This is a genomic window from Desulfopila sp. IMCC35008 (assembly GCF_010646885.2).
Classification (GTDB): Bacteria; Desulfobacterota; Desulfobulbia; order Desulfobulbales; family Desulfocapsaceae; genus Desulfopila.
In genome coordinates this window covers 1,225,300-1,245,000 of record NZ_CP050700.1, presented here as the reverse complement: position 1 = coordinate 1,245,000, position 19,701 = coordinate 1,225,300, and the positions used below count along the sequence as shown (strand labels likewise).

At 47.5% G+C, this 19,701-nt stretch carries 14 protein-coding genes, 2 rRNA genes and 1 pseudogene (1 of these 17 only partly in view); 11 read left to right on the top strand and 6 right to left on the bottom strand.

Annotated elements, in window-relative coordinates; all coding sequences use genetic code 11:
- The 6 genes from GA520_RS05710 to GA520_RS05685 form a co-directional block, all read left to right on the top strand.
- A 23S ribosomal RNA gene (locus GA520_RS05710) occupies window positions 1–2,826 on the top strand (it extends 182 nt beyond the left edge of the window).
- A gap of 121 nt (window positions 2,827–2,947) precedes the next feature.
- Window positions 2,948–3,064, top strand: a 5S ribosomal RNA gene (gene rrf / locus GA520_RS05705).
- A gap of 192 nt (window positions 3,065–3,256) precedes the next feature.
- Window positions 3,257–3,967, top strand: coding sequence for a VTC domain-containing protein (locus GA520_RS05700; protein WP_163340866.1), 711 nt, complete (start codon window positions 3,257–3,259; stop codon window positions 3,965–3,967).
- A 14-nt stretch (window positions 3,968–3,981) separates the two neighbouring features.
- Window positions 3,982–4,692: a DUF4956 domain-containing protein gene (locus GA520_RS05695; protein WP_163340864.1), complete on the top strand. Its 711-nt coding sequence runs from the start codon at window positions 3,982–3,984 to the stop codon at window positions 4,690–4,692.
- Window positions 4,693–4,701: 9 nt separating this feature from the next.
- Complete coding sequence (locus GA520_RS05690; RefSeq protein WP_163340862.1) at window positions 4,702–5,526, top strand: hypothetical protein; 825 nt, start codon at window positions 4,702–4,704, stop codon at window positions 5,524–5,526.
- A gap of 115 nt (window positions 5,527–5,641) precedes the next feature.
- A complete protein-coding gene (locus GA520_RS05685; RefSeq protein ID WP_163340861.1) occupies window positions 5,642–6,055 on the top strand; it encodes a hypothetical protein in 414 nt (137 codons plus the stop codon).
- 49 nt (window positions 6,056–6,104) lie between these two features.
- On the opposite strand, the gene GA520_RS05680 is transcribed toward GA520_RS05685, so the two are convergent.
- The 4 genes and pseudogenes from GA520_RS05680 to GA520_RS05660 form a co-directional block, all read right to left on the bottom strand.
- Window positions 6,105–7,436 (bottom strand): PhoH family protein, encoded by a 1,332-nt coding sequence (locus tag GA520_RS05680; RefSeq protein WP_163340859.1) that lies wholly within the window; start codon window positions 7,434–7,436, stop codon window positions 6,105–6,107.
- Window positions 7,437–7,650: 214 nt separating this feature from the next.
- Window positions 7,651–8,781 carry a 6-phosphofructokinase gene (locus GA520_RS05675; RefSeq protein ID WP_163340857.1) on the bottom strand — a complete coding sequence of 377 codons (1,131 nt, stop codon included), beginning with the start codon at window positions 8,779–8,781 and terminating at the stop codon, window positions 7,651–7,653.
- Window positions 8,782–9,115: 334 nt separating this feature from the next.
- Window positions 9,116–10,135, bottom strand: a pseudogene (locus GA520_RS05670) (SO_0444 family Cu/Zn efflux transporter); the annotation flags it as partial.
- Window positions 10,136–10,177: 42 nt separating this feature from the next.
- Window positions 10,178–10,531: a metalloregulator ArsR/SmtB family transcription factor gene (locus GA520_RS05660; protein WP_163340853.1), complete on the bottom strand. Its 354-nt coding sequence runs from the start codon at window positions 10,529–10,531 to the stop codon at window positions 10,178–10,180.
- Between the two features lie 148 nt (window positions 10,532–10,679).
- Between GA520_RS05660 and rsmI the strand changes: the two genes are divergently transcribed.
- Both rsmI and GA520_RS05650 read left to right on the top strand, forming a co-directional pair.
- Window positions 10,680–11,537 carry a 16S rRNA (cytidine(1402)-2'-O)-methyltransferase gene (gene rsmI / locus GA520_RS05655; protein ID WP_163340851.1) on the top strand — a complete coding sequence of 286 codons (858 nt, stop codon included), beginning with the start codon at window positions 10,680–10,682 and terminating at the stop codon, window positions 11,535–11,537.
- An 18-nt stretch (window positions 11,538–11,555) separates the two neighbouring features.
- The gene (locus GA520_RS05650) at window positions 11,556–13,175 is read left to right on the top strand and encodes a hypothetical protein (RefSeq protein ID WP_163340849.1); all 1,620 of its coding nucleotides are present in this window, start codon (window positions 11,556–11,558) and stop codon (window positions 13,173–13,175) included.
- 21 nt (window positions 13,176–13,196) lie between these two features.
- Here GA520_RS05650 and GA520_RS05645 read toward each other — a convergent pair whose 3' ends face one another.
- On the bottom strand, window positions 13,197–14,909 hold the full coding sequence (locus GA520_RS05645; RefSeq protein WP_163340847.1) for a CotH kinase family protein: 1,713 nt from the start codon (window positions 14,907–14,909) through the stop codon (window positions 13,197–13,199).
- A 229-nt stretch (window positions 14,910–15,138) separates the two neighbouring features.
- Complete coding sequence (gene fliW / locus GA520_RS05640; protein WP_163340845.1) at window positions 15,139–15,573, bottom strand: flagellar assembly protein FliW; 435 nt, start codon at window positions 15,571–15,573, stop codon at window positions 15,139–15,141.
- A 184-nt stretch (window positions 15,574–15,757) separates the two neighbouring features.
- Between fliW and trpB the strand changes: the two genes are divergently transcribed.
- From trpB to GA520_RS05625, 3 genes are read left to right on the top strand one after another with little or no spacing between them, the layout of a single operon-like run.
- Window positions 15,758–16,984 (top strand): tryptophan synthase subunit beta, encoded by a 1,227-nt coding sequence (trpB, locus tag GA520_RS05635; protein ID WP_163340870.1) that lies wholly within the window; start codon window positions 15,758–15,760, stop codon window positions 16,982–16,984.
- A 41-nt stretch (window positions 16,985–17,025) separates the two neighbouring features.
- On the top strand, window positions 17,026–17,790 hold the full coding sequence (gene trpA, locus GA520_RS05630) for a tryptophan synthase subunit alpha (RefSeq protein WP_163340843.1): 765 nt from the start codon (window positions 17,026–17,028) through the stop codon (window positions 17,788–17,790).
- A gap of 17 nt (window positions 17,791–17,807) precedes the next feature.
- Window positions 17,808–19,601 (top strand): M3 family oligoendopeptidase, encoded by a 1,794-nt coding sequence (locus GA520_RS05625; RefSeq protein WP_163340841.1) that lies wholly within the window; start codon window positions 17,808–17,810, stop codon window positions 19,599–19,601.
- The last annotated feature ends 100 nt before the right edge of the window (window positions 19,602–19,701 follow it).

Below are 19,701 nucleotides of genomic sequence, written 5' to 3'. Positions count from 1 at the left end.
ACGTAGGGAACTGAAACATCTAAGTACCTGCAGGAAAAGAAATCAATTGAGATTCTGTGAGTAGCGGCGAGCGAAAACGGATCAGCCCAACTTAGCGACATGGATTCAAAAATGTATAGTGGAAAGGTATGGAAAGGCCTACCATAGACGGTGATAGTCCGGTACACGAAATACATTTTGACCTAGCTAGAACGAGTACCACGGGACACGTGAAACCCTGTGGGAATATGGGGGGACCATCCTCCAAGGCTAAATACTAACCGATGACCGATAGTGAACGAGTACCGTGAGGGAAAGGTGAAAAGAACCCCGGAAGGGGAGTGAAATAGAAACTGAAACCGTTAGCTTACAAGCAGTTGGAGCACCATGTATATCAGGTGTGACAGCGTGCCTTTTGCATAATGAGTCAACGACTTATCCTATGCAGCGAGGTTAAGCCGCGAGGTGGAGCCGCAGCGAAAGCGAGTCTTAATAGGGCGTTTAGTTGTATGGGGTAGACCCGAAGCCGGGTGATCTATCCATGGCCAGGGTGAAGTCTCGGTAACACGAGATGGAGGCCCGAACCGATATAGGTTGAAAACTGTTCGGATGAGCTGTGGATAGGAGTGAAAGGCTAATCAAACTCGGTGATAGCTGGTTTTCTCCGAAATATATTTAGGTATAGCCTCACATGATGACTAACGGAGGTAGAGCACTGACAAGACTAGGGGGCCCACCGGCTTACCAACTCTTTTCAAACTCCGAATGCCGTTAAGTTCTAGTGTGGGAGTCAGACTGTGGGAGATAAGTTCCATGGTCGAGAGGGAAACAACCCAGACCGTCAGCTAAGGTCCCAAAATCTATGCTAAGTGGGAAAGGATGTGGAATTGTTTATACAACCAGGAGGTTGGCTTAGAAGCAGCAACCCTTTAAAGAAAGCGTAATAGCTCACTGGTCTAATGAATCCGCGCCGAAAATTTAACGGGGCTAAGCATAGTACCGAAGCTACGGATCTAGAAAGCTGATTTAAGTTTATTAATGAAGTTGGGATGAGAGGTAATTTTGCGAGCAACTACCCTCCCCGGCTAAGCAGCAATTGATAGGTTTAAATCAGCTTTCTAGATGGTAGGAGAACATTGTGGCCGCCTGAGAAGGTACACCGTAAGGAGTGCTGGAGGTTCCACAAGAGCTTATGTTGACACGAGTAGCGAAAAACAAGGTGAGAAACCTTGTCGCCGAAAGCCTAAGGTTTCCTGTAGTCAAGTTAATCTGCTCAGGGTTAGTCGGCTCCTAAGGCGAGGCCGAGAGGCGTAGTCGATGGGAAACAGGTTAATATTCCTGTACCACTATCATAATGTTATGGTAAGGGGGGACGGAGAAGGTAAGGCCATCCGGGCGTTGGTTGTCCCGGTTTAAGCGTGTAGGTTTGGTACTTTGGCAAATCCGGGTACCTTTAAGACTGAGGCGTGATGACGATGTCTTTTAGACAACAAAGTGGCTGGTTCCATGCTTCCAGGAAAATCCTCGTATCTAGTTATGATTGTGACCGTACCGTAAACCGACACAGGTAGGCAGGTAGAGAATACCAAGGCGCTTGAGAGAACTCTGGTTAAGGAACTCGGCAAAATAGCACCGTAACTTCGGGAGAAGGTGTGCCAGCAGGGTGTAATTATTTACTAATGAAGCCTAGTCTGGTTGCAGTGAAATGGGGGGAGCGACTGTTTACTAAAAACACAGGACTCTGCGAAGTCGAAAGACGAAGTATAGGGTCTGACGCCTGCCCGGTGCCGGAAGGTTAAGGGGACGTGTTAGCTTAGGCGAAGCACTGAACCGAAGCCCCGGTAAACGGCGGCCGTAACTATAACGGTCCTAAGGTAGCGAAATTCCTTGTCGGGTAAGTTCCGACCTGCACGAATGGCGTAACGATTTCCCCACTGTCTCAACCAGGGACTCAGCGAAACTGTAGTACCGGTGAAGATGCCGGTTACCCGCAACAAGACAGAAAGACCCCGTGAACCTTTACTACAGCTTGGCATTGGTTTTTGAGGTAACATGTGTAGGATAGGTGGGAGACTTTGAAGTCGGCACGCCAGTGTCGATGGAGTCACCCTTGAAATACCACCCTTGTTATCTTAGGAATCTAACTGCGGTCCGTAATCCGGATCCAGGACATTGTCTGGTGGGTAGTTTGACTGGGGCGGTCGCCTCCTAAAGAGTAACGGAGGCGCGCGATGGTTCCCTCCGGCTGATTGGAAACCAGCCTAAGAGTGTAAAGGCATAAGGGAGCTTGACTGCGAGAGAGACATCTCGAGCAGGTACGAAAGTAGGTCTTAGTGATCCGGCGATTCCGCATGGAAGGGTCGTCGCTCAACGGATAAAAGGTACTCCGGGGATAACAGGCTTATCTCCCCCAAGAGTCCATATCGACGGGGAGGTTTGGCACCTCGATGTCGGCTCATCACATCCTGGGGCTGAAGCAGGTCCCAAGGGTTTGGCTGTTCGCCAATTAAAGTGGTACGCGAGCTGGGTTTAAAACGTCGTGAGACAGTTTGGTCCTTATCTGTTGCGGGCGCAGGAAATTTGAAGAGATCTTCCCCTAGTACGAGAGGACCGGGGTGGACGAACCTATGGTGTTCCAGTTGTTCCGCCAGGGGCATTGCTGGGTAGCTAAGTTCGGCAGGGATAACCGCTGAAAGCATCTAAGCGGGAAGCCCACTCTAAGATGAGATTTCCCATGACATTAGTCATCTGAAGGCTCGTTGTAGACTACAACGTTGATAGGTCGGGTGTGGAAGTGTGGCAACACATGGAGCTAACCGATACTAATAAGCCGTGCGGCTTATCCACATTTTTTTGATTAAAACTAACTACTACTACCCTACTATTCGATTATCTTTGTTTTACCAAGGGAAGGATGTCATAAACCACTCCCCTTCCCCATATACCGAAAAGTAGCACGATTTCTCTTTTCGGCGGTCATAGCGAAGAGGTTCCACCCGTTCCCATTCCGAACACGGAAGTTAAGCTCTTCTGCGCCGATGGTACTGCATGGGAAACTATGTGGGAGAGTAGGTCGCCGCCGATTTATATATACAAAACCCCGATCAGTTTAGACTGATCGGGGTTTTTGCGTTGGTGATTCATTATATACCTGTCCTGATCCTCCCACAAACAACCCGATGGTTTTATTAGTTTACGATAATAGATTGATGATATTTGGTTGATAAACGTGTAATATCTGCACGGACTTTAAACCCCATATCTTAGCTAGAGATTAATGCAAGCAAGAAACGTAAATAACCAGATAGGCGAGCACGAAACCAAATTCGTTTTTGATAATTGTCGTGCAAAGATATTGCGACAATGGCTCGCAACCAGATGTGAACCTGATCCTCAATATCATGAAGGTATAATCTCTTCCATTTATTTTGATACCAGGGATTTCATCTATCTTCATGAAAAACTCAGCAGCGATTACCTTAAAACGAAGGTCAGGCTACGATGGTATTCTTCCTTTCGGCAAAACAGCACCTACCCATCGCTCTTTTTAGAGGTAAAACATAAGGTAGGTAGCGCCAGAAAGAAAATACGTAAACAGCTACCTCAGGGTAGTACATGGGTAACTGAGAACAAGCTGGACAGCTTGGAATTCCACCAGGTCCGCGACATTATGGCTGACAGTGGTATTCTCATCACAAAACCTCTGCTTCCCGTATTCCAGATTACCTACACCAGAACCAGGTACGTCGAGCCATTTAACGGTGCCAGGATCTCTGTGGACAGTGACATACATGTGCCACGTTGCAATCCCACCCTTATTCCCGAACATAGAACAAGTCGATTAACCACTGCGGTCTTTGAGTATAAAAACCTCTCAGGTTCCCTTCCGGACTATCTGCATCCCCTTATCGCCCTGGCTGATTGCCGGAAATCATCTTTTTCAAAATACAGTACCTGTTACGCACAGGTCAAAAATATTCATTTTTAAAGGAAGACGCACCGATGGATACACAACTTACAGACTGGTTAGCCATCCTGACCGGATTCGGCTCTAAAAGTATGGATGAGATTGGCGTTGCCCCATTTCTGGGTGTCATGCTGATCTCTCTCTTTTCCGCCTTCTTTATCTCTCTTTTATACGTCAGGTTTTATAAGGCCCGATCAACCGGCAGCATGATTTACCGTGCATTCCCTTTGCTCGGCATGTCCATTACCGCGATTTTTATAGCCATTCAATTTTCATTGCCGCTTTCACTCGGTCTCCTTGGAGCCTTGTCGATTGTACGATTCCGAACTCCAATAAAAGAACCGGAAGAGATCGGATTCATCATGCTCGTTGTCGCGACATCACTCTGTTGTGCCACCTTCAACCTCCTGTTTCTGGCTATTATTCACTGCTGTGCTCTCATGGCACTTATCATCCTTCGATACAGCAGTGGCTTTCTCACAGTGCACCAAAACGACGGCATGGTCATAATAGATATACCTGATCGCATTTATGCAGACAGGGGTAATGATATTATTTCCCTGCTGGAAACGGAGCTCACCACAGGACGCCTTGACAGTATATCACAGAACCAGGGGCAGACTGTTATTTCCTATAACTTCCAGACAACCAGGGAAGATATAATCTTACAACTTCAGAAGAAGATTCATGCGATCAATGCAGAGATCACTCTCAATTTCTTCTACAACCGTAACCAGGCAATATAGATTGTTACGATGAAGAAACAGCTGTCCCGTATTTTCTTAACTGAATTCTTCTGCATCTGGGTATTTTGGTCCCTTTTAGCTGTTGCGATCATTACCCTTCAGTACTTTTCTGCTGCTGCTGAGCTACGAATAACCGCGAAAGCAAACCGTATCGGTACGACGCAGGTTTTCTGGCATAATAAAGCCAATATCTACCAGGAGAAACTATCAGCCAAGCGCAGGATAACTCTTGATTATGAAGAGCTGAAGTTCCCACTGAAATTTACCGATACCATCAATTTCATCCGGTTAGACCCGCTCAAGGATAGGGGAACAGTTGAAATTACTGCTGCCACCCTTTACCAGCCATTTCATAAATCGGTCGATATGATGCCTGCACTTTTGTCAGGAAACCTCGTACCTATCCAACAGGCCTCAACAAGTATCGAAGGTGGAAAGTTATTTTTAAAATCTGAAGGGCAGGATCCGGCCTTTGAAATCAAATATACAATCAAAGCGTTGTCACCTGTCAGTATCATGGTCATCCTGACCGGTTGTCTGACCTTCGCGGCAGTCACATCCGTCTTATTAAACCAGCGCCTCCTTAAAGGAGACAAGCTGTCAGGCACCCTCAGTATCACCCTGGAAAAAGACCAAAAGCTTACCATTCCTGATGTATTATCGTCTTCACGTGGATACATTCAAACAGCCCCAAACCAGGAAATTCAAAGAAGATACTGCTTTGACATGAAACAGCTTCCCACCGAAAATCTCTTACAACTCTTGTCTGAAATACGTTCAGCCAACCCGAAAGCTACAACTGTGTTCCATTACAACAGGACTGGCGAAGTATAATCAAAATTTTGAATATGTAGTAAAATGTTGTACAGTTACCGAAGAGCAGCACCAAAAGGACCCGATATGATATTTCTAGCTACTCAACATTACGACAGCAGGAAAGGAGGGGGCCATGCCACGGACTAAAACCTATCGTGTTATCAATAACCGAATGCAATTCAAATGTAGTGAGTGCGGGGCACGCAGTTACCTGTCCGTGCCTGGTGATGCTCGCAGACGGTCTGTACGTTGCAATAAATGCGGGGCACGTAGTCACTGCCTGTTAAACAGGCGAACCATCCCTAGAGACAACCAAACGGGTAAAGCTGTAGTTGTTCTGCCGAACAGGCGGGAGATCGATATCGATCTCCACGATATCTCCATGAAAGGAATTGGCTTTGATCTTCCTATAGGGATCGCCAAGCTCTTGTCTGTTAAACAGGTTATCAGTTTTAAATGTACCTGGAATCCCCGACTGATTGGCAGTGGACGCTATGTCATCAGGTCAATACATGGACGCCGTATCGGGGCTGAAAAAAAGGACTAACCAGCCTTCAGCCAATTAATCCTTCTTTGTTTTTTTAAAATATTATCTATCAGAGGAGGTTGCTTGCCAACTCGGCAAGCTCTGAACGTTCGCCCTTCCTCAGATCAATATGAGCATAAAGATGTTGTCCCTGCATCTTGTATATCAACGAACTTAAGCCATTCGAGTGTACATCCAGATATGGGTGGTCTATCTGATAAATATCTCCGGTAAAGATGATCTTAGTGCCCTCCCCCGCACGGGTGATGATCGTTTTCACCTCATGCGGGGTAAGGTTCTGAGCCTCATCCACAATCATGTACATCCTCACCAGGCTTCTGCCTCTGATATAGGCCAACGGTTCGATTATCAGCTTCTCATCATCAATCATACGCTGAAGCCTTTGGTACATCTCACTATTATCTGAGAACTGGTTGCGGATAACGCCCAGGTTATCATACAGAGGCTGCATATACGGTTTGATTTTTGACTGAATATCGCCCGGCAGATAACCAATATCCTTATTAGATAAAGGCACAACAGGCCGTGTCAGCAATATCTGGCGGTACCGTGACCGAGATTCCAGAGCTGATGCCAAGGCCAGGAGCGTTTTACCCGTACCAGCCTTGCCGGTGATCGTCACCAGTGGAAGATCCTGATCCAGGAGAGCATGAACGGCAAAAGATTGCTCAGCATTTCTGGGAGTTATCCCATACGCGCTCAGTTTATGTACTAATTTCAAACCGTTTAGTTGCTTCTTGAAGGTGGCAAGGGCCGATTTTCGACCATTTTTCAAAATCGCAAATTCATTTGGTTGAAACGGACACTCCGACTGAACACTATTAATATCTATACAGTTATCATCGACCTGGTAAATCTGTTCAATAACCTCTTCGGAACATTCCTCACGGCGACAACCTGTATATAATTTTTGTGGTTCCTGTACATGATCAGTCGTGTAATCCTCTGCCATGAGGCCAATAGAGCGGGCCTTCATTCTCAGGTTCATGTCTTTACTGACCAGAATGACCGTTTTGTCGGCTTGTTCTTTTAACTGGCAATACGCCACATTCAGGATTTTGTGATCGGGTTTTTCCGCATTGTGAAAGCTGATAGTCAGATCTTCATGCATCGGCTGTTCCAGGCGGATGGCGATCTTGCCATTGTCCGGTCCAATCTTCATACCACCATTGAATAATTTATCAGAACTCAGTTCATCCAGAGAGCGGATAAATTGCCTGGCATGAAAGTTTATTATCTGGCTTCCCTTCTTGAAGTTGTCCAGCTCCTCAAGAACGGTAATGGGTATGATGATGTCGTGTTCTTCAAAATGGTAGAGACAGGAACTATCGTGGAGGATTACGTTGGTATCGAGGATAAATATTTTCTGTTTTAAGGTCATAATATTCCGGTATATAATGAAGCCACAGAGAAGTGTGGCCGACAGGTACCCAAGTAGTATTACATAACTTATCTGACATTTTCACCTGAAATGATAACAACCCGTTTTATTACAAGTCACGTGCATCATCCAGAGCTATATTATCGAGACATAAAGTAACCAGGCCGGTGCAGTAACTCTCTTCCCGGCAAGTTTCGCTATAAAGGTAAATGGTTCAGTCACCCAGACAGGTATTCACATTCCTCGCTGCCCTTATCCAATCATGGTCCAGCGGCACTGTATATCGTTTCCCGACGACTTCCTCAAGAGGCACTGGGACCGTTGAATCTCCCTTAACTGCGACCATACATCCACCCACCCCTTTTTCGAAATATTCGACACAGGCACATCCCAGGCGGGTTGCCAGGACCCTGTCAGCAGCTGACGGTGTCCCACCCCGTTGCAGGTGCCCGAGAATTGTCAGTCGTGACTCCAGCCCTGTCAATTCCTCCAACTGGTTTGTCAGCCTGAGCGTATTCTTAGTCAGTGTAGCTGAAAAGGCCTTAATCTCCTCAGACAGTTTCTTACTGATCTTGGTGTCTCCCTCCGCCTTGGCCTTGCTTTTATTCTCTTTCATCGTCGTAATCTTGGCATGCTCATCGACGGCCAAAGCACCCTCAGCCACCGCCACTATACTGAAATTAGTTCCCCGGTGCTGTCTCTCCCGGATTGCCTGTGCGACTTTAAGCGGGTCATAGGGAATTTCCGGGATCAGAATGACATCTGCCCCGCCAGCCAAGCCGGCCCCAAGAGCAAGCCACCCGGCATTATGACCCATGATTTCCACCACAATTATTCGATGGTGGCTATGAGCCGTGGAGTGAAGGCGGTCAATCGCTTCAGTTGCTATCTCCATAGCGGTATTGAAACCGAACGTACAATCGGTCATTCCCACATCGTTATCGATTGTTTTGGGCAGGGTCAGGATATTGAGACCTTTCTGGGCCAGTCGATAGGCGTTTTTCTGGGTGCCCCCTCCCCCAATACAAATAAGTGCATCCAGATTATGACGACGATAGTTGTCACAGATGACCTCCGTCATATCCATCACTTCACTGCCAACCGGCATTTTATGCGGTTTATCCCGGCTGGTCCCGAGGATCGTTCCGCCCTGGGTCAAGATTGAGGCCAGGACTTCCCAATCCAGCCTCATGGTCCTGTTTTCCATGAGGCCGCGAAACCCATCCCGAAAACCAACAATCTGTATTTTCCCACTACTGAGAGCAGTTTTACCGATACCCCGGATGGCAGCATTCAAACCTGGACTATCACCTCCGGCAGTTAATATTCCAATGTGTTTGTTCATGTTTTCTCTCATATTTTATCATGTGTGATACAGACCAGACTCTCCATTAAAGGACGACGTCTCCATTATAGGCACATTCGTCCTTTTTCAACAACTGTAAACAGGTACCTAACAGAATCGTAAAAATGGCACCGGTCGATCAGGATTTGGAATGAACCTGCTCAGGAGAATTTTTGTGTTTACAGTTACATCCGGAAAGCGAGCTCTGATCCTTGAGCTTTATCGCTCCACCACTGCTTCGTAAATCGGGCAGGGTTGATACGATATGAGTCTCGCCTCCCTTTCTATTGAATAATTTTCGAATATGAGCAGTCAGCGGGCGGATAGAAAAAATGAGTAGAAGAAGGGTCGCGGCTACCTTTACAGCGTATGGAACGACCTCTCCGGCACTGCCTAATATCGCTTTCGGAGATATACCAAGCAAACGATAAAGATAATCAACCCCTAACCCAAACAAAATGGCAGCAACCGAGAGGATCAGCAGATATCGAAACGTGCTTTTCTTACCTAGAATACCAAAAAGAACTGACAATGATGTCACATTAGTAGCAGGGCCAACAAGCAGGAACACCAGTGCCGCACCAGGGCTGACTCCTTTAAGAATCAATGCCGCTGCCACCGGTGTTGATGCTGTTGCACAAATATACAGCGGAATACCTATAACGAGCATAATCAGCATGGAAGTGATCCCGCCTCCCAGATGGCTTTCCATCCATGTTTCCGGTATCAGGGCACTGATGAAAGCTGCCAGGATAAGACCAATAAAAAACCAGACAACGATATCGCCCCACACATCTTTTACTGCATACTGAAAACCCAGAGAGACCTTTTCCTTAAGCGTAGGTTGGTGTCCTGAATCAGTGTCACAACAATCCCCACCTGCAGAATGTAGGACGGGGACTCTCTTTACCTCACTGTTATCTCTTGTCTCTTTGGGCCAATCAAGCAAATTTTCAACAAGCCCCGCGCTAATGGCTGTCACAAAGGCGGCAATTGGCCGCACCAACGTCATGACCGGATCAAGCAGAGCATAGGTAACCGCGATGGAATCCACCCCGGATTCAGGTGTGGAAATCAGGAAGGCGGTTGTCGCTCCTTTATTGGCACCTTGTTTCTGTAGTGATGCTGCCGCCGGCAACACACCACATGATCAGAGCGGTAAAGGGACACCGAAAAATGCCGCCTTGAAAACAGAACTGAATCGTCCCTTGCCAAGATGTTTTTGAACAACATCCGCATTCAGGAACACCTTTAAAAAGCCCGCAATCAAAATACCCAAAAGGATGTAGAACGAAGAATCCAAAAGGATATGCCAGAATTCCCTGATAATATCTGCGCCAACTGCTAATAACATAATAAGCGGTCACCTACTCAAAATTAAATTACAAACAATCACTTACTCTTCCCGCAGATGGACCAGCGCCACCTGAATAAGTTCCGTTACATGTTCATCCGCCAAACTATAGTAAAGAACCGTCCCTTCACGCCTGTTTGTTACCAGCCGCAAGGTTCGCAACAGCCGCAACTGATGGCTTACGGCAGATTCCGAAATCTGAAGCAGAGCGGCGAGATCACAGACACACATCTCCCTGTTTATCAATCCATACAGAATACGTAACCGACTGGGATCGCCAAACGCCTTAAACAACTGACTTAAGCCCTCAACCTCCTGAGGAACCAGTGCCGCTTCTCGTGCCGCATCAATCTTCTCTTTATGAATTATCCTCGACCCGCATATTTCGTCTGTCATGAAGTTCTCCATTCACTATATGAACACATGCTCATATATTAAAGTATACCTGTCTAATGTCAACAAAGAAGATGCATTTTATAAAGGGATTGTTCATAATAGCTCTCAGTAATTCTACTTGGCCAACCCTTCTCTTCTGCGGAAAAATATGAGCAACGACCTTAAAACCTCACCCGGAACACTTTATGTTGTAGCAACGCCCATCGGCAACCTTGAAGACATCACCTTGAGAGCGCTCAGAATTCTCAAGGAAGTTGACATGATTGCTGCCGAAGACACTCGTCACACCAAAAAACTACTCAATCATTTCGACATCAATACACCGCTGATCAGTTATTACAGGGAGAAGGAACAGGAACGTGGCCGGGAGATTTTAGAAAAGCTTCGCTCGGGACTCAATATTGCGCTGGTCAGTGACGCGGGAACTCCGGCCATTTCAGACCCTGGCGCTGTCCTTGTGGAACTCTGCCACCTGGCTCAGATAACAGTCTGCCCGATACCTGGGCCCTCAGCACTGACCGCTGCACTCTCCTGCTCGGGGTTTAGTGACGGTCGTTTTCTTTTTATAGGCTTTAGCCCCGCCAAGAAAAACCAGCGCCGTAAACTTCTCGACTCGCTTGTTCACTCGGAGTACCCGGTTGTTTTTTATGAAGCTCCCAGACGAATTGAAGGTTTTCTGACCGAGGCCCTCGAGAGCCTCGGCAACAGAGAAATCCTCTGGGCTCGGGAGATTACCAAGTCATATGAAGAGTTCAGGCGCAGTTCACTGCAAGCATTGGTTGACGACAAAGATAACCTGACCACTAAAGGGGAATTTGTCCTGATCATTAGCCCAGCTAACGATGTGGAACAACCGGAAGGTGATAATGTTGAGGAGCTCCTCATCTGGTACAGGGATAATTCTGACCTGTCACTTAAAGACACCTGCCGCCAGTTGGCATCCGACCTCGGCCTATCGCGCTCTCAGGTCTACCAGCAGGCACTTGCCATCTGGAAAGACAAGTAAATTGAGGAGATAGTCGATATGAGGACATTTCGAAGTTGCGTAACACCTGATGGACAATTCGTTTACGGCATTCACAAGCCGAACTACACAGTTACAAACATGCGGGCGACCACAAACGTGATTACCCTGGGCTGTATGGAAGACGGCCCCAAGGTCGATAACAGCAGAAATTACCCTGAACAGAACGTGAAGGTGGAAAACGCCGACTGGATTTTTGAAATTCACAATCCCTTCCCTTTCAAGGGAGCCACTTTCATCGACAAGGAGTGGGCAGATGCGAGCGCTGAGAATTATAAGAGAATCAGGATCGCACCACCCGAGCAGGTTTCGATGACAGCTGTATTGCAGGATACCGGTACCTCCCCCTCCCTCTTCTCAAGATTACCGGAACCAGTTCTGCTCTCGCTGGCCACCTGTTCCACCGACCCGGAAGACTTGATACAACTGGCACATCTCAGCTGCAGTTTTGAAATTGATGAGAACGGGCAACCGTCCGGGCTCGTCTACACAACACGGGCAAACGGTTCGGTACGGCCTCTCATTGCCAAACATCTTCTTTTTGAAGCTGTGGCCAACAACCCACACCTGCCTGATGTATATAAAATTGCCATGGTGATCCGGCCGGGAGCCCAGGGCGGCAGTGAAATAGTTGGAGAATGGCCCCAGGATGGAGAAAGTCATGTATACGAATATCTTCGCAGAAATTCCTATATTGCGGGTGGTCATTACGCGGCAAACATGGCAGAAGACAGTATCCGCTATAGTGTTTCCGACCTGAAAAACAGTGACATGAAGGGACTTCGTCACCTCTATTACCAGCGCACATATATAAGACTAGCTGAAGAACTGGCAATCGACTTACCTCAAAAACCGTGCGTCCTTAGTGCAAGCGAACTGGAATCACTTCGCCAGGAGGTACTATCAAAAATTACATCAGGTGCCCAAACGACAACGGCCACCCTGTGGGGCTGGAATTTCGGCTTCGACTATGCCCCCTCCCGCTACCGTTTACACGCCTCGCATCAACAGGTTCACCAGCAATACTCCATGATTCCCGATTCAGTAAGCGGTTATAGCGGATCTCTTGAATCAAGTCATGCAGAAATCCCCGCCTATGGCTGTGGCGACCTGATCAGCGATGTTATCGATCATTATAAAGAGGCTACAGGCAATAGTTTCTTTACGGATTACAGAAACGCCATAAAGAGCAACAGGAGGATGGACGGAAGAGCAGATCTGGAATCGAGCCTTATCGTCTGGCAGGATGAAAACGTCATACTCTTTGTTCCCAAAGCACAGACATCTCAGTGGGAATTACAGCTCATGACCTTGCCAGACACAAACGGTTGGCTGGTCGGAAATATTGTTGAAGCTAACAGCAGCACCCGCCACTCCCTGGACAGGGGCATACTTACAGCCCAGAAAGTCCTGGCCGGACTTGGAGCAAAGATGGTCACCTCCATAGAATACCCGAAACGACTAAGAGCTGCTGCCCGTCAGGATCAGCCTTTGCTCTATGCATTCCTGCCGAGATTACCTGAATCCCCAGGAGCATTTTCCGAGGCCCAACTTCGTTTTATCAACGGACATTATCCGGAAGATTTCGCAGCCGTATGCAGGGAGCAGATCAAGAAGTAAGCTTAGAAGAACACACCACCCCTAAGAAGACGGTTTCATAACCAACTTGATTGTTGTGTCGGCCTCCAAGGCAATATCAAGGTCTTCCGAATAGACCTCTTCACCGTTTACCAACCAGTGGTTAAACTGTGACCTTATCTGAGGTGCCGGGCTGAGGTGAAGGGGGGTACTCTTAAAATATCGACCGTCATAAGACGAGTTGTAAGGATAGCCGTCGATTACGATATCGTACCCTTCGGGATTATCTAAAGAGCAGGCATAGGGGCCTTGCAATGAAAAAAACTGCTGTGCCTCATCCAGAACAAGATTGGTTCTGTTGTCCATATACTCTCTTAATATTTGCACATAAGTTTCATTGGGCTGACCGAATCGGGCCATCATCATCTCATAATAAGCAACTCTTTCCTCGAGAAAGGAGTCCGTCAGTTTATGATTAAATATCTCGGTCATGAGTTCTATAAAGAACATTTTAAACTCATCACTCTCATTCATTAAACGTGTAAACAGGCTCGTTCGTCCACAGGTGTGGCTTTTTCTGTAGATTATGTTGAACGCATCCTGCTGCCAGTTCGCCCTCGTTTTATTATTACGGTAGGCAGAGAGGTCAAAAAAACTATGATCCATATCCCAGTTAATCCAGGAGAGCTTTGCATCTGGATCTTCGTTGTCATAAACAGCAACGCCCTGGCAGTAGTCTGTTGTCCCACTGAATACCCAGGAAAACACGTGTCTTGAAAAGTTATCAAGGTCAATGGTCGCCCCCACTTCTTCCACTCTCAGGTCCTCTCGCTGCGTCACGATAGTCCAGAACTTCCTGGTGTACATCGCCTCGTCTTCCGGAGAAATATCGCTTCGAAACTTGTAGAAGTTGTAGTTATCATGACCAAATCGCTGTCCCCACTGCCGCCGACTCAGATGCTCCACGGCAAAACCCATTCCCATACTCTTGCCATTCAAAACGACCTCCACCAACCGTGTCTGGGGAACAACACAGCCAATCTCCCGGGCAATATCATAGGCAATAGGATTATTCATCGGATATCCGGGTGGCCACGCCGTATTCTGCAAAACCAGCGTCCGGATGGGAATCTCTGAGCCGGGGAAGAACATTTCAGCGGGGATCTGTTCAAGCCCATATCTCTTTCTGAAGTAGAGCTTAAAACCGGGCTGATATTTTTTCGATACCAGCCGTCCTCCGCCATGTATCCGCAACCCGGCATTTCCCTCAAATTCCACCTGCCCATCTTTCATATAGGTAACCTGGGCAAGTTTTTCCCAATCACGACCGGATTTTTCGGAATTGGCCACAATACCGGTTTCCGGGTCATACAGGTTTTTGTCATCGAGATAAATGGAAACAACAGGCCAATCGGTTTTCGCTTGATATTTTTTGGCTATATCCGTCGATGTGTAGCCAATTTTTCGGGAGTTGTTTGCCTTGTATAAATAACTTCCCACCTGGCGTTTCTTCTGGAACGTCATTATCTCCAGGTCCTCATCGGCCCCTGTGGTTTTCTTATACCGGTTGTAATCATTATCGGCAAATTCGACCAGGCCCAGCTTCTTCATGAGTTGTCCCATCACACCATAGTCGAGAATGCCGGAAGAGACGCTATCCACCTGGAGGGATTCTTTCAGGGCCGTTTCCCCTGGCATATTTTTCATGATGAAATGAAACAGGAAAAAGCTGACCAATCCTATGCCAATCAAAATATTTACTGCATGTCGCTTCATTGAATTGTTTCTGCAGGAAGTTGAACATTCGGGAAGACTCAGGTACGACCCGGCTTGGAGGGTAATCCCCATCACAACGAACAAACCAGGTGTTCCTGGTATCAATACCTGCGTCCTGCACGTATCATGACCCCAGCACGAACACCCGGCATGTTCCGGAGATTGGGTTAGAACATACTGCTATAGAATAACGCAACAGAAATATGAAGAGCTCCTGTTTGCGGGCTCGCTAGTCCTGGACAATATTTACATCCATCCGGGCCTTGACCAGAACTTTCTGCAACCCTTTTCGTTTATCCAGGTTCAGGATGAGAGGACCCGCGATATTGGCATGCAGCGCCGAGACTTGTTCCTGCCCTTCTTCTTTCTTGGACAACATAAGCATAATTGCCAGCTCACCGGGATCACTTGCCTGTAATATTTCCTGCTCTTCATCCGACAGATCCAGCGAATAATTGAGACCGTAATCGGTTGGATCAACAAGGGTGAAGGTTACTTTCGGGCTGTCCTCAGATTCCAGCCAATAGACCCCGGAACCATTTTCTTGCTTGTGAAAGATGGTGTAATTGGTGTAGGTTTCAAAACCGGGAATTCCTAGAGGGAATGTTATTACTTTACCGGTATCCGACCCTGACTGCACTGCTCCATTCTCAGTAGGCTTCATTTGTCCTCCTTGGAAGCGGAATTATTTGACAGGATACGTCACTATAACAGATATTTTGATAAGTTAGCAAGGTCGACCAGGTAAATTATAATTTCCTTCTTCCGCAGTATCCACACACCCGTTATTACTGCTTCGATAAGCATCCCAAACAAGACCCAATCAGTATCATTTTTTGGAGAATATGATGGATAGTAAAGGCTTCTTCGGCCAGTGGGGAGGTAGATATATCCCCGAGGTCCTGTACCAGACATTTCAGGAATTACAAGACGAATACAAAAAAGCACGACAGGATCCGTCGTTCTGGCAGGAGTACGAAGAGCTTATGCAGACCTACTCCTGCCGGCCGACCCCGCTCACTTACGCCGGAAACCTGTCGGAGCATTTCGGTGGTGCCCGTATTTATATCAAGAGAGAAGACCTCAACCATACCGGTGCCCACAAAGCCAATAACGTCATGGGCCAGGGACTGCTGGTGAAAAGGATGGGCAAAAAACGCGTTATAGCCGAAACCGGTGCCGGACAGCACGGTATGGCAACAGCTACCATGGCAGCTAAATTCGGTTTCGACTGTACTGTTTACATGGGCGAGGTAGATGTGAAACGTCAACGCCCAAATGTGTTCTGGATGGAAAAGATGGGGGCCACCGTTGTCCCTGTGCAGGACGGATCACGGACTTTAAAGGATGCGATCAACGAAGCATTCCGTGACTGGGTCACCAATATTGACAGTACCCATTATGTATTCGGCACCGCCTGTGGCCCCGCTCCTTTTCCAGAGATGGTCTCCTGGTTTCAATCTATCATCAGTAAGGAAGCAATTGAACAAATCCAGAAAATGCATGGCAAATTGCCTGCACGGATTTACGCCTGTGTCGGTGGTGGTTCCAATGCCATGGGTGCCTTTACCCATTTTCTCGACACCGATACGGAACTGATTGGTGTGGAGGCCGGCGGACTCGGCCTGGATACCGGCAAGCATGCATCCCGGCTATGCGGCACCGATGCCAGCCCCGGTGTGGCCCAGGGCTATAAAACCATGTTCCTGCAGGACGACGACGGCCAGATGCTCGAAACACACTCCGTATCGGCAGGTCTCGATTATGTTGGCGTGAGCCCTATTCTCTCCGATCTCTGGGAAAAGAAACGGGTACGATTTGAAGCGGCAACGGATAAAGAAGTCATGGAGGCACTCGACCTGACCATGCGCCTTGAAGGAATCATCCCAGCGCTTGAATCGGCCCATGCCTTTGTCCAGGCCTTTAAAGAAGCTCCTGACCTGAAAAAAGACGATGCCATCATCATCAATATGTCCGGTCGTGGCGATAAGGATATCTTCACCATCGCCCATGCTTTTGATGATCCTTCCTGGAAGGAATTTATCATAAAAAGAGCCGAAGAGTATAAATCGTAACATACTTCCGTAAGACGAAGACAAGATACAGGCAGGTAGATATGCAACTTGAACAGACTTTAAGAAAACGGTTGGAGAACAGAGATATCCTCCTCATGACCCATATCGTTCTAGGTTACCCATCCTTTGAGGCCAACCGGGAAGTTATCCGCCAGATGGTAGAAAACGGTGTGGACTGCATTGAAATGCAGATTCCATTCTCGGAACCGATGGCGGATGGGCCGGTCATCCTGAAAGCAAACCAGGACAGCCTGGCAGCAGGAACAACTGTTGCCCAGTGCATGGAGTTTGCAGAAGAGATGAGTGCACTCTATGACATTCCGTTCCTTTTTATGACGTATTACAACATCATCTTCAAATATGGCGAGGAACCATTTTTTGCCAAGGCCAAAGAGGCGGGGATTCAGGGTCTCATTGTACCCGACTTGCCAATTGAGATGGGCGAGGAATTCTATGCCCAGGCCAGGAAAACAGGTGTTACCCCGATCCAGCTCTTTGCACCGACTTCCACGACCAGCCGGATGGCACAACTAACAGACCATGCTGAAGGGTTTGTTTATTGTATTGCACGACGCGGAGTCACCGGGAAAAAATCTGAGTTCGATACAGACTTCAACGAATACCTTGATCGTTGCAGGGCGGCTACAGATCTGCCGCTTGCTGTCGGGTTCGGCATTCAAAGCCGTGAAGATATTCAAACACTAACCGGTAAGGCAGAAATAGCCGTTATCGGCTCTGCAACAATCCGCCTGGTCGACAGCGACGGAACAGAGGCCGTCGGGCCTTTTATTCGCTCACTCAGATAACAGCAAAAGGAGTTTTCATGGCAACCTCATCTTCGCTCAACGATACTTTACAGACCGTTGATGTCATCTGGAATCTGGGCGATCTTTATGCTGCCACAGACGACAGTGCATTGCATGCTGACATACGCTTCTGTAAAGAGGAAGCCGGCAGCATCCAGGAAACTTTCAGGGGCAGAGTTTCAAACCTATCTGCCGCAGATGTTTTTGCACTCGTACAAAAGCTCGAACACCTCGACACCGTCATTGGCAAACTTGCGACCTACAGTTTTCTGAACTTTACCACACAGGTCGATAATGCCGAGGCAGGCGGCCTGAATCAGCAGATACGTGAGCTTGCCAGTGAGTGTGGTAAGCAAACAGTTTTTTTTGAGCTGGAATGGAATACGTTGCCTGAGGAAAAGGTAGCATCCTTGCTGGCGGAAGAATTGCTCACTCCCTATCGGCACTATCTGCAAACAATGCGTCGATATCTTCCCCACCAGTTATCAGAAATTGAGGAAAAGCTCCTGCTGGAAATCCAGCCAACGGGAAGAAGAAGCTGGACCACACTTTTTGAAAAGATATTTGGCGAACTCAAATTCGGTCCGAACAAACGCAGTGAAGAGGAAATACTCACAGATCTCTATAATAGTGATCGTGAAGTTCGGAAAAAAGCCGCCGCCGAAATGACCGAGGGATTGCGAAGCCAGAGTCACATCTTAACGCATATTTTCAACACCCTGGCCGCCGACAAGATGATCTCTGATCGCATACGCAAGCATGCCTCCTGGGTAGACTCGATGAACCTCGACAATCAGCTGGATGGCACCACAGTCGAAACCATGATCGGGGCAATTACTTCACGATATGATCTGGTCCAGCGTTATTACAGAATCAAGCGCACAATGCTCGGCCTGGAGGAGCTAACAGACTATGACCGATATGCTCCATTGCCGTCGCTACCGGTCAAGCAAATAGAGTGGCCAACCTGCAAACAGACTGTACTTGATTCGTTTGCTGATTTTTCTGGTAAAATAGCGGAGATAGCCACCAACTTTTTCGATCACAACTGGATCCATGCCCCTCTCACTCAAGGCAAACGAGGTGGAGCATTTGCCCATCCGTGTGTACCGGAAGTTCACCCCTATGTCCTGGTAAATTATACGGGTAACCTGCGTGATGTCTCTACTGTTGCCCATGAATTGGGTCACGGCGTTCATCAGGTACTGGCAGCTGACAAGGGGTACTACAATAGTAATACCCCGCTGGTGCTGGCTGAAACCGCTTCTGTTTTCGCCGAACTGCTGGTCTTTAACAGCCAACTTGCGTTGATTGAATCTGATGCGGAAAAAAACGCCTTTATCTGCCAGAAACTTGAATCAATCTTTGCCACTGTTTTCCGTCAAACCGCTATGAACCGGTTTGAACAACTCATGCATCAAGGACGCCGTGATGACGGAGAGCTCTCTGCTGAAAAACTCGGAGAATACTGGCTTACCAGTCAACAGGAAATGTTTGGTGAGTCAGTGAAGCTCACTGAAGATTACGGCATCTGGTGGTCGTACATCCCGCATTTTTTGCATACACCGGGCTATGTCTACTCGTATGCTTTCGGGGAATTATTAGTCCTGGCTCTTTACAATATTTACCGAAAAGAAGGCGATGACTTTGTTAACCGCTATATAGAGTTGCTTGCAGCCGGTGGTTCCAAATCACCTTACGAGCTGGTTGCCCCCTTCTCTATCGACCTCAACACAGCTGCATTCTGGCATCAAGGACTTGATGTTATTGACGAGATGGTGCAGATGATAGAGACGTCAGTTATGAGTTAGGATCCTGCCATATTTCAGACATCATATTTAGCTGGAGCACTATATAAAACTAGGTATATTTACCTATATATCATAAACAAATCAGCAAATTACCTCACAG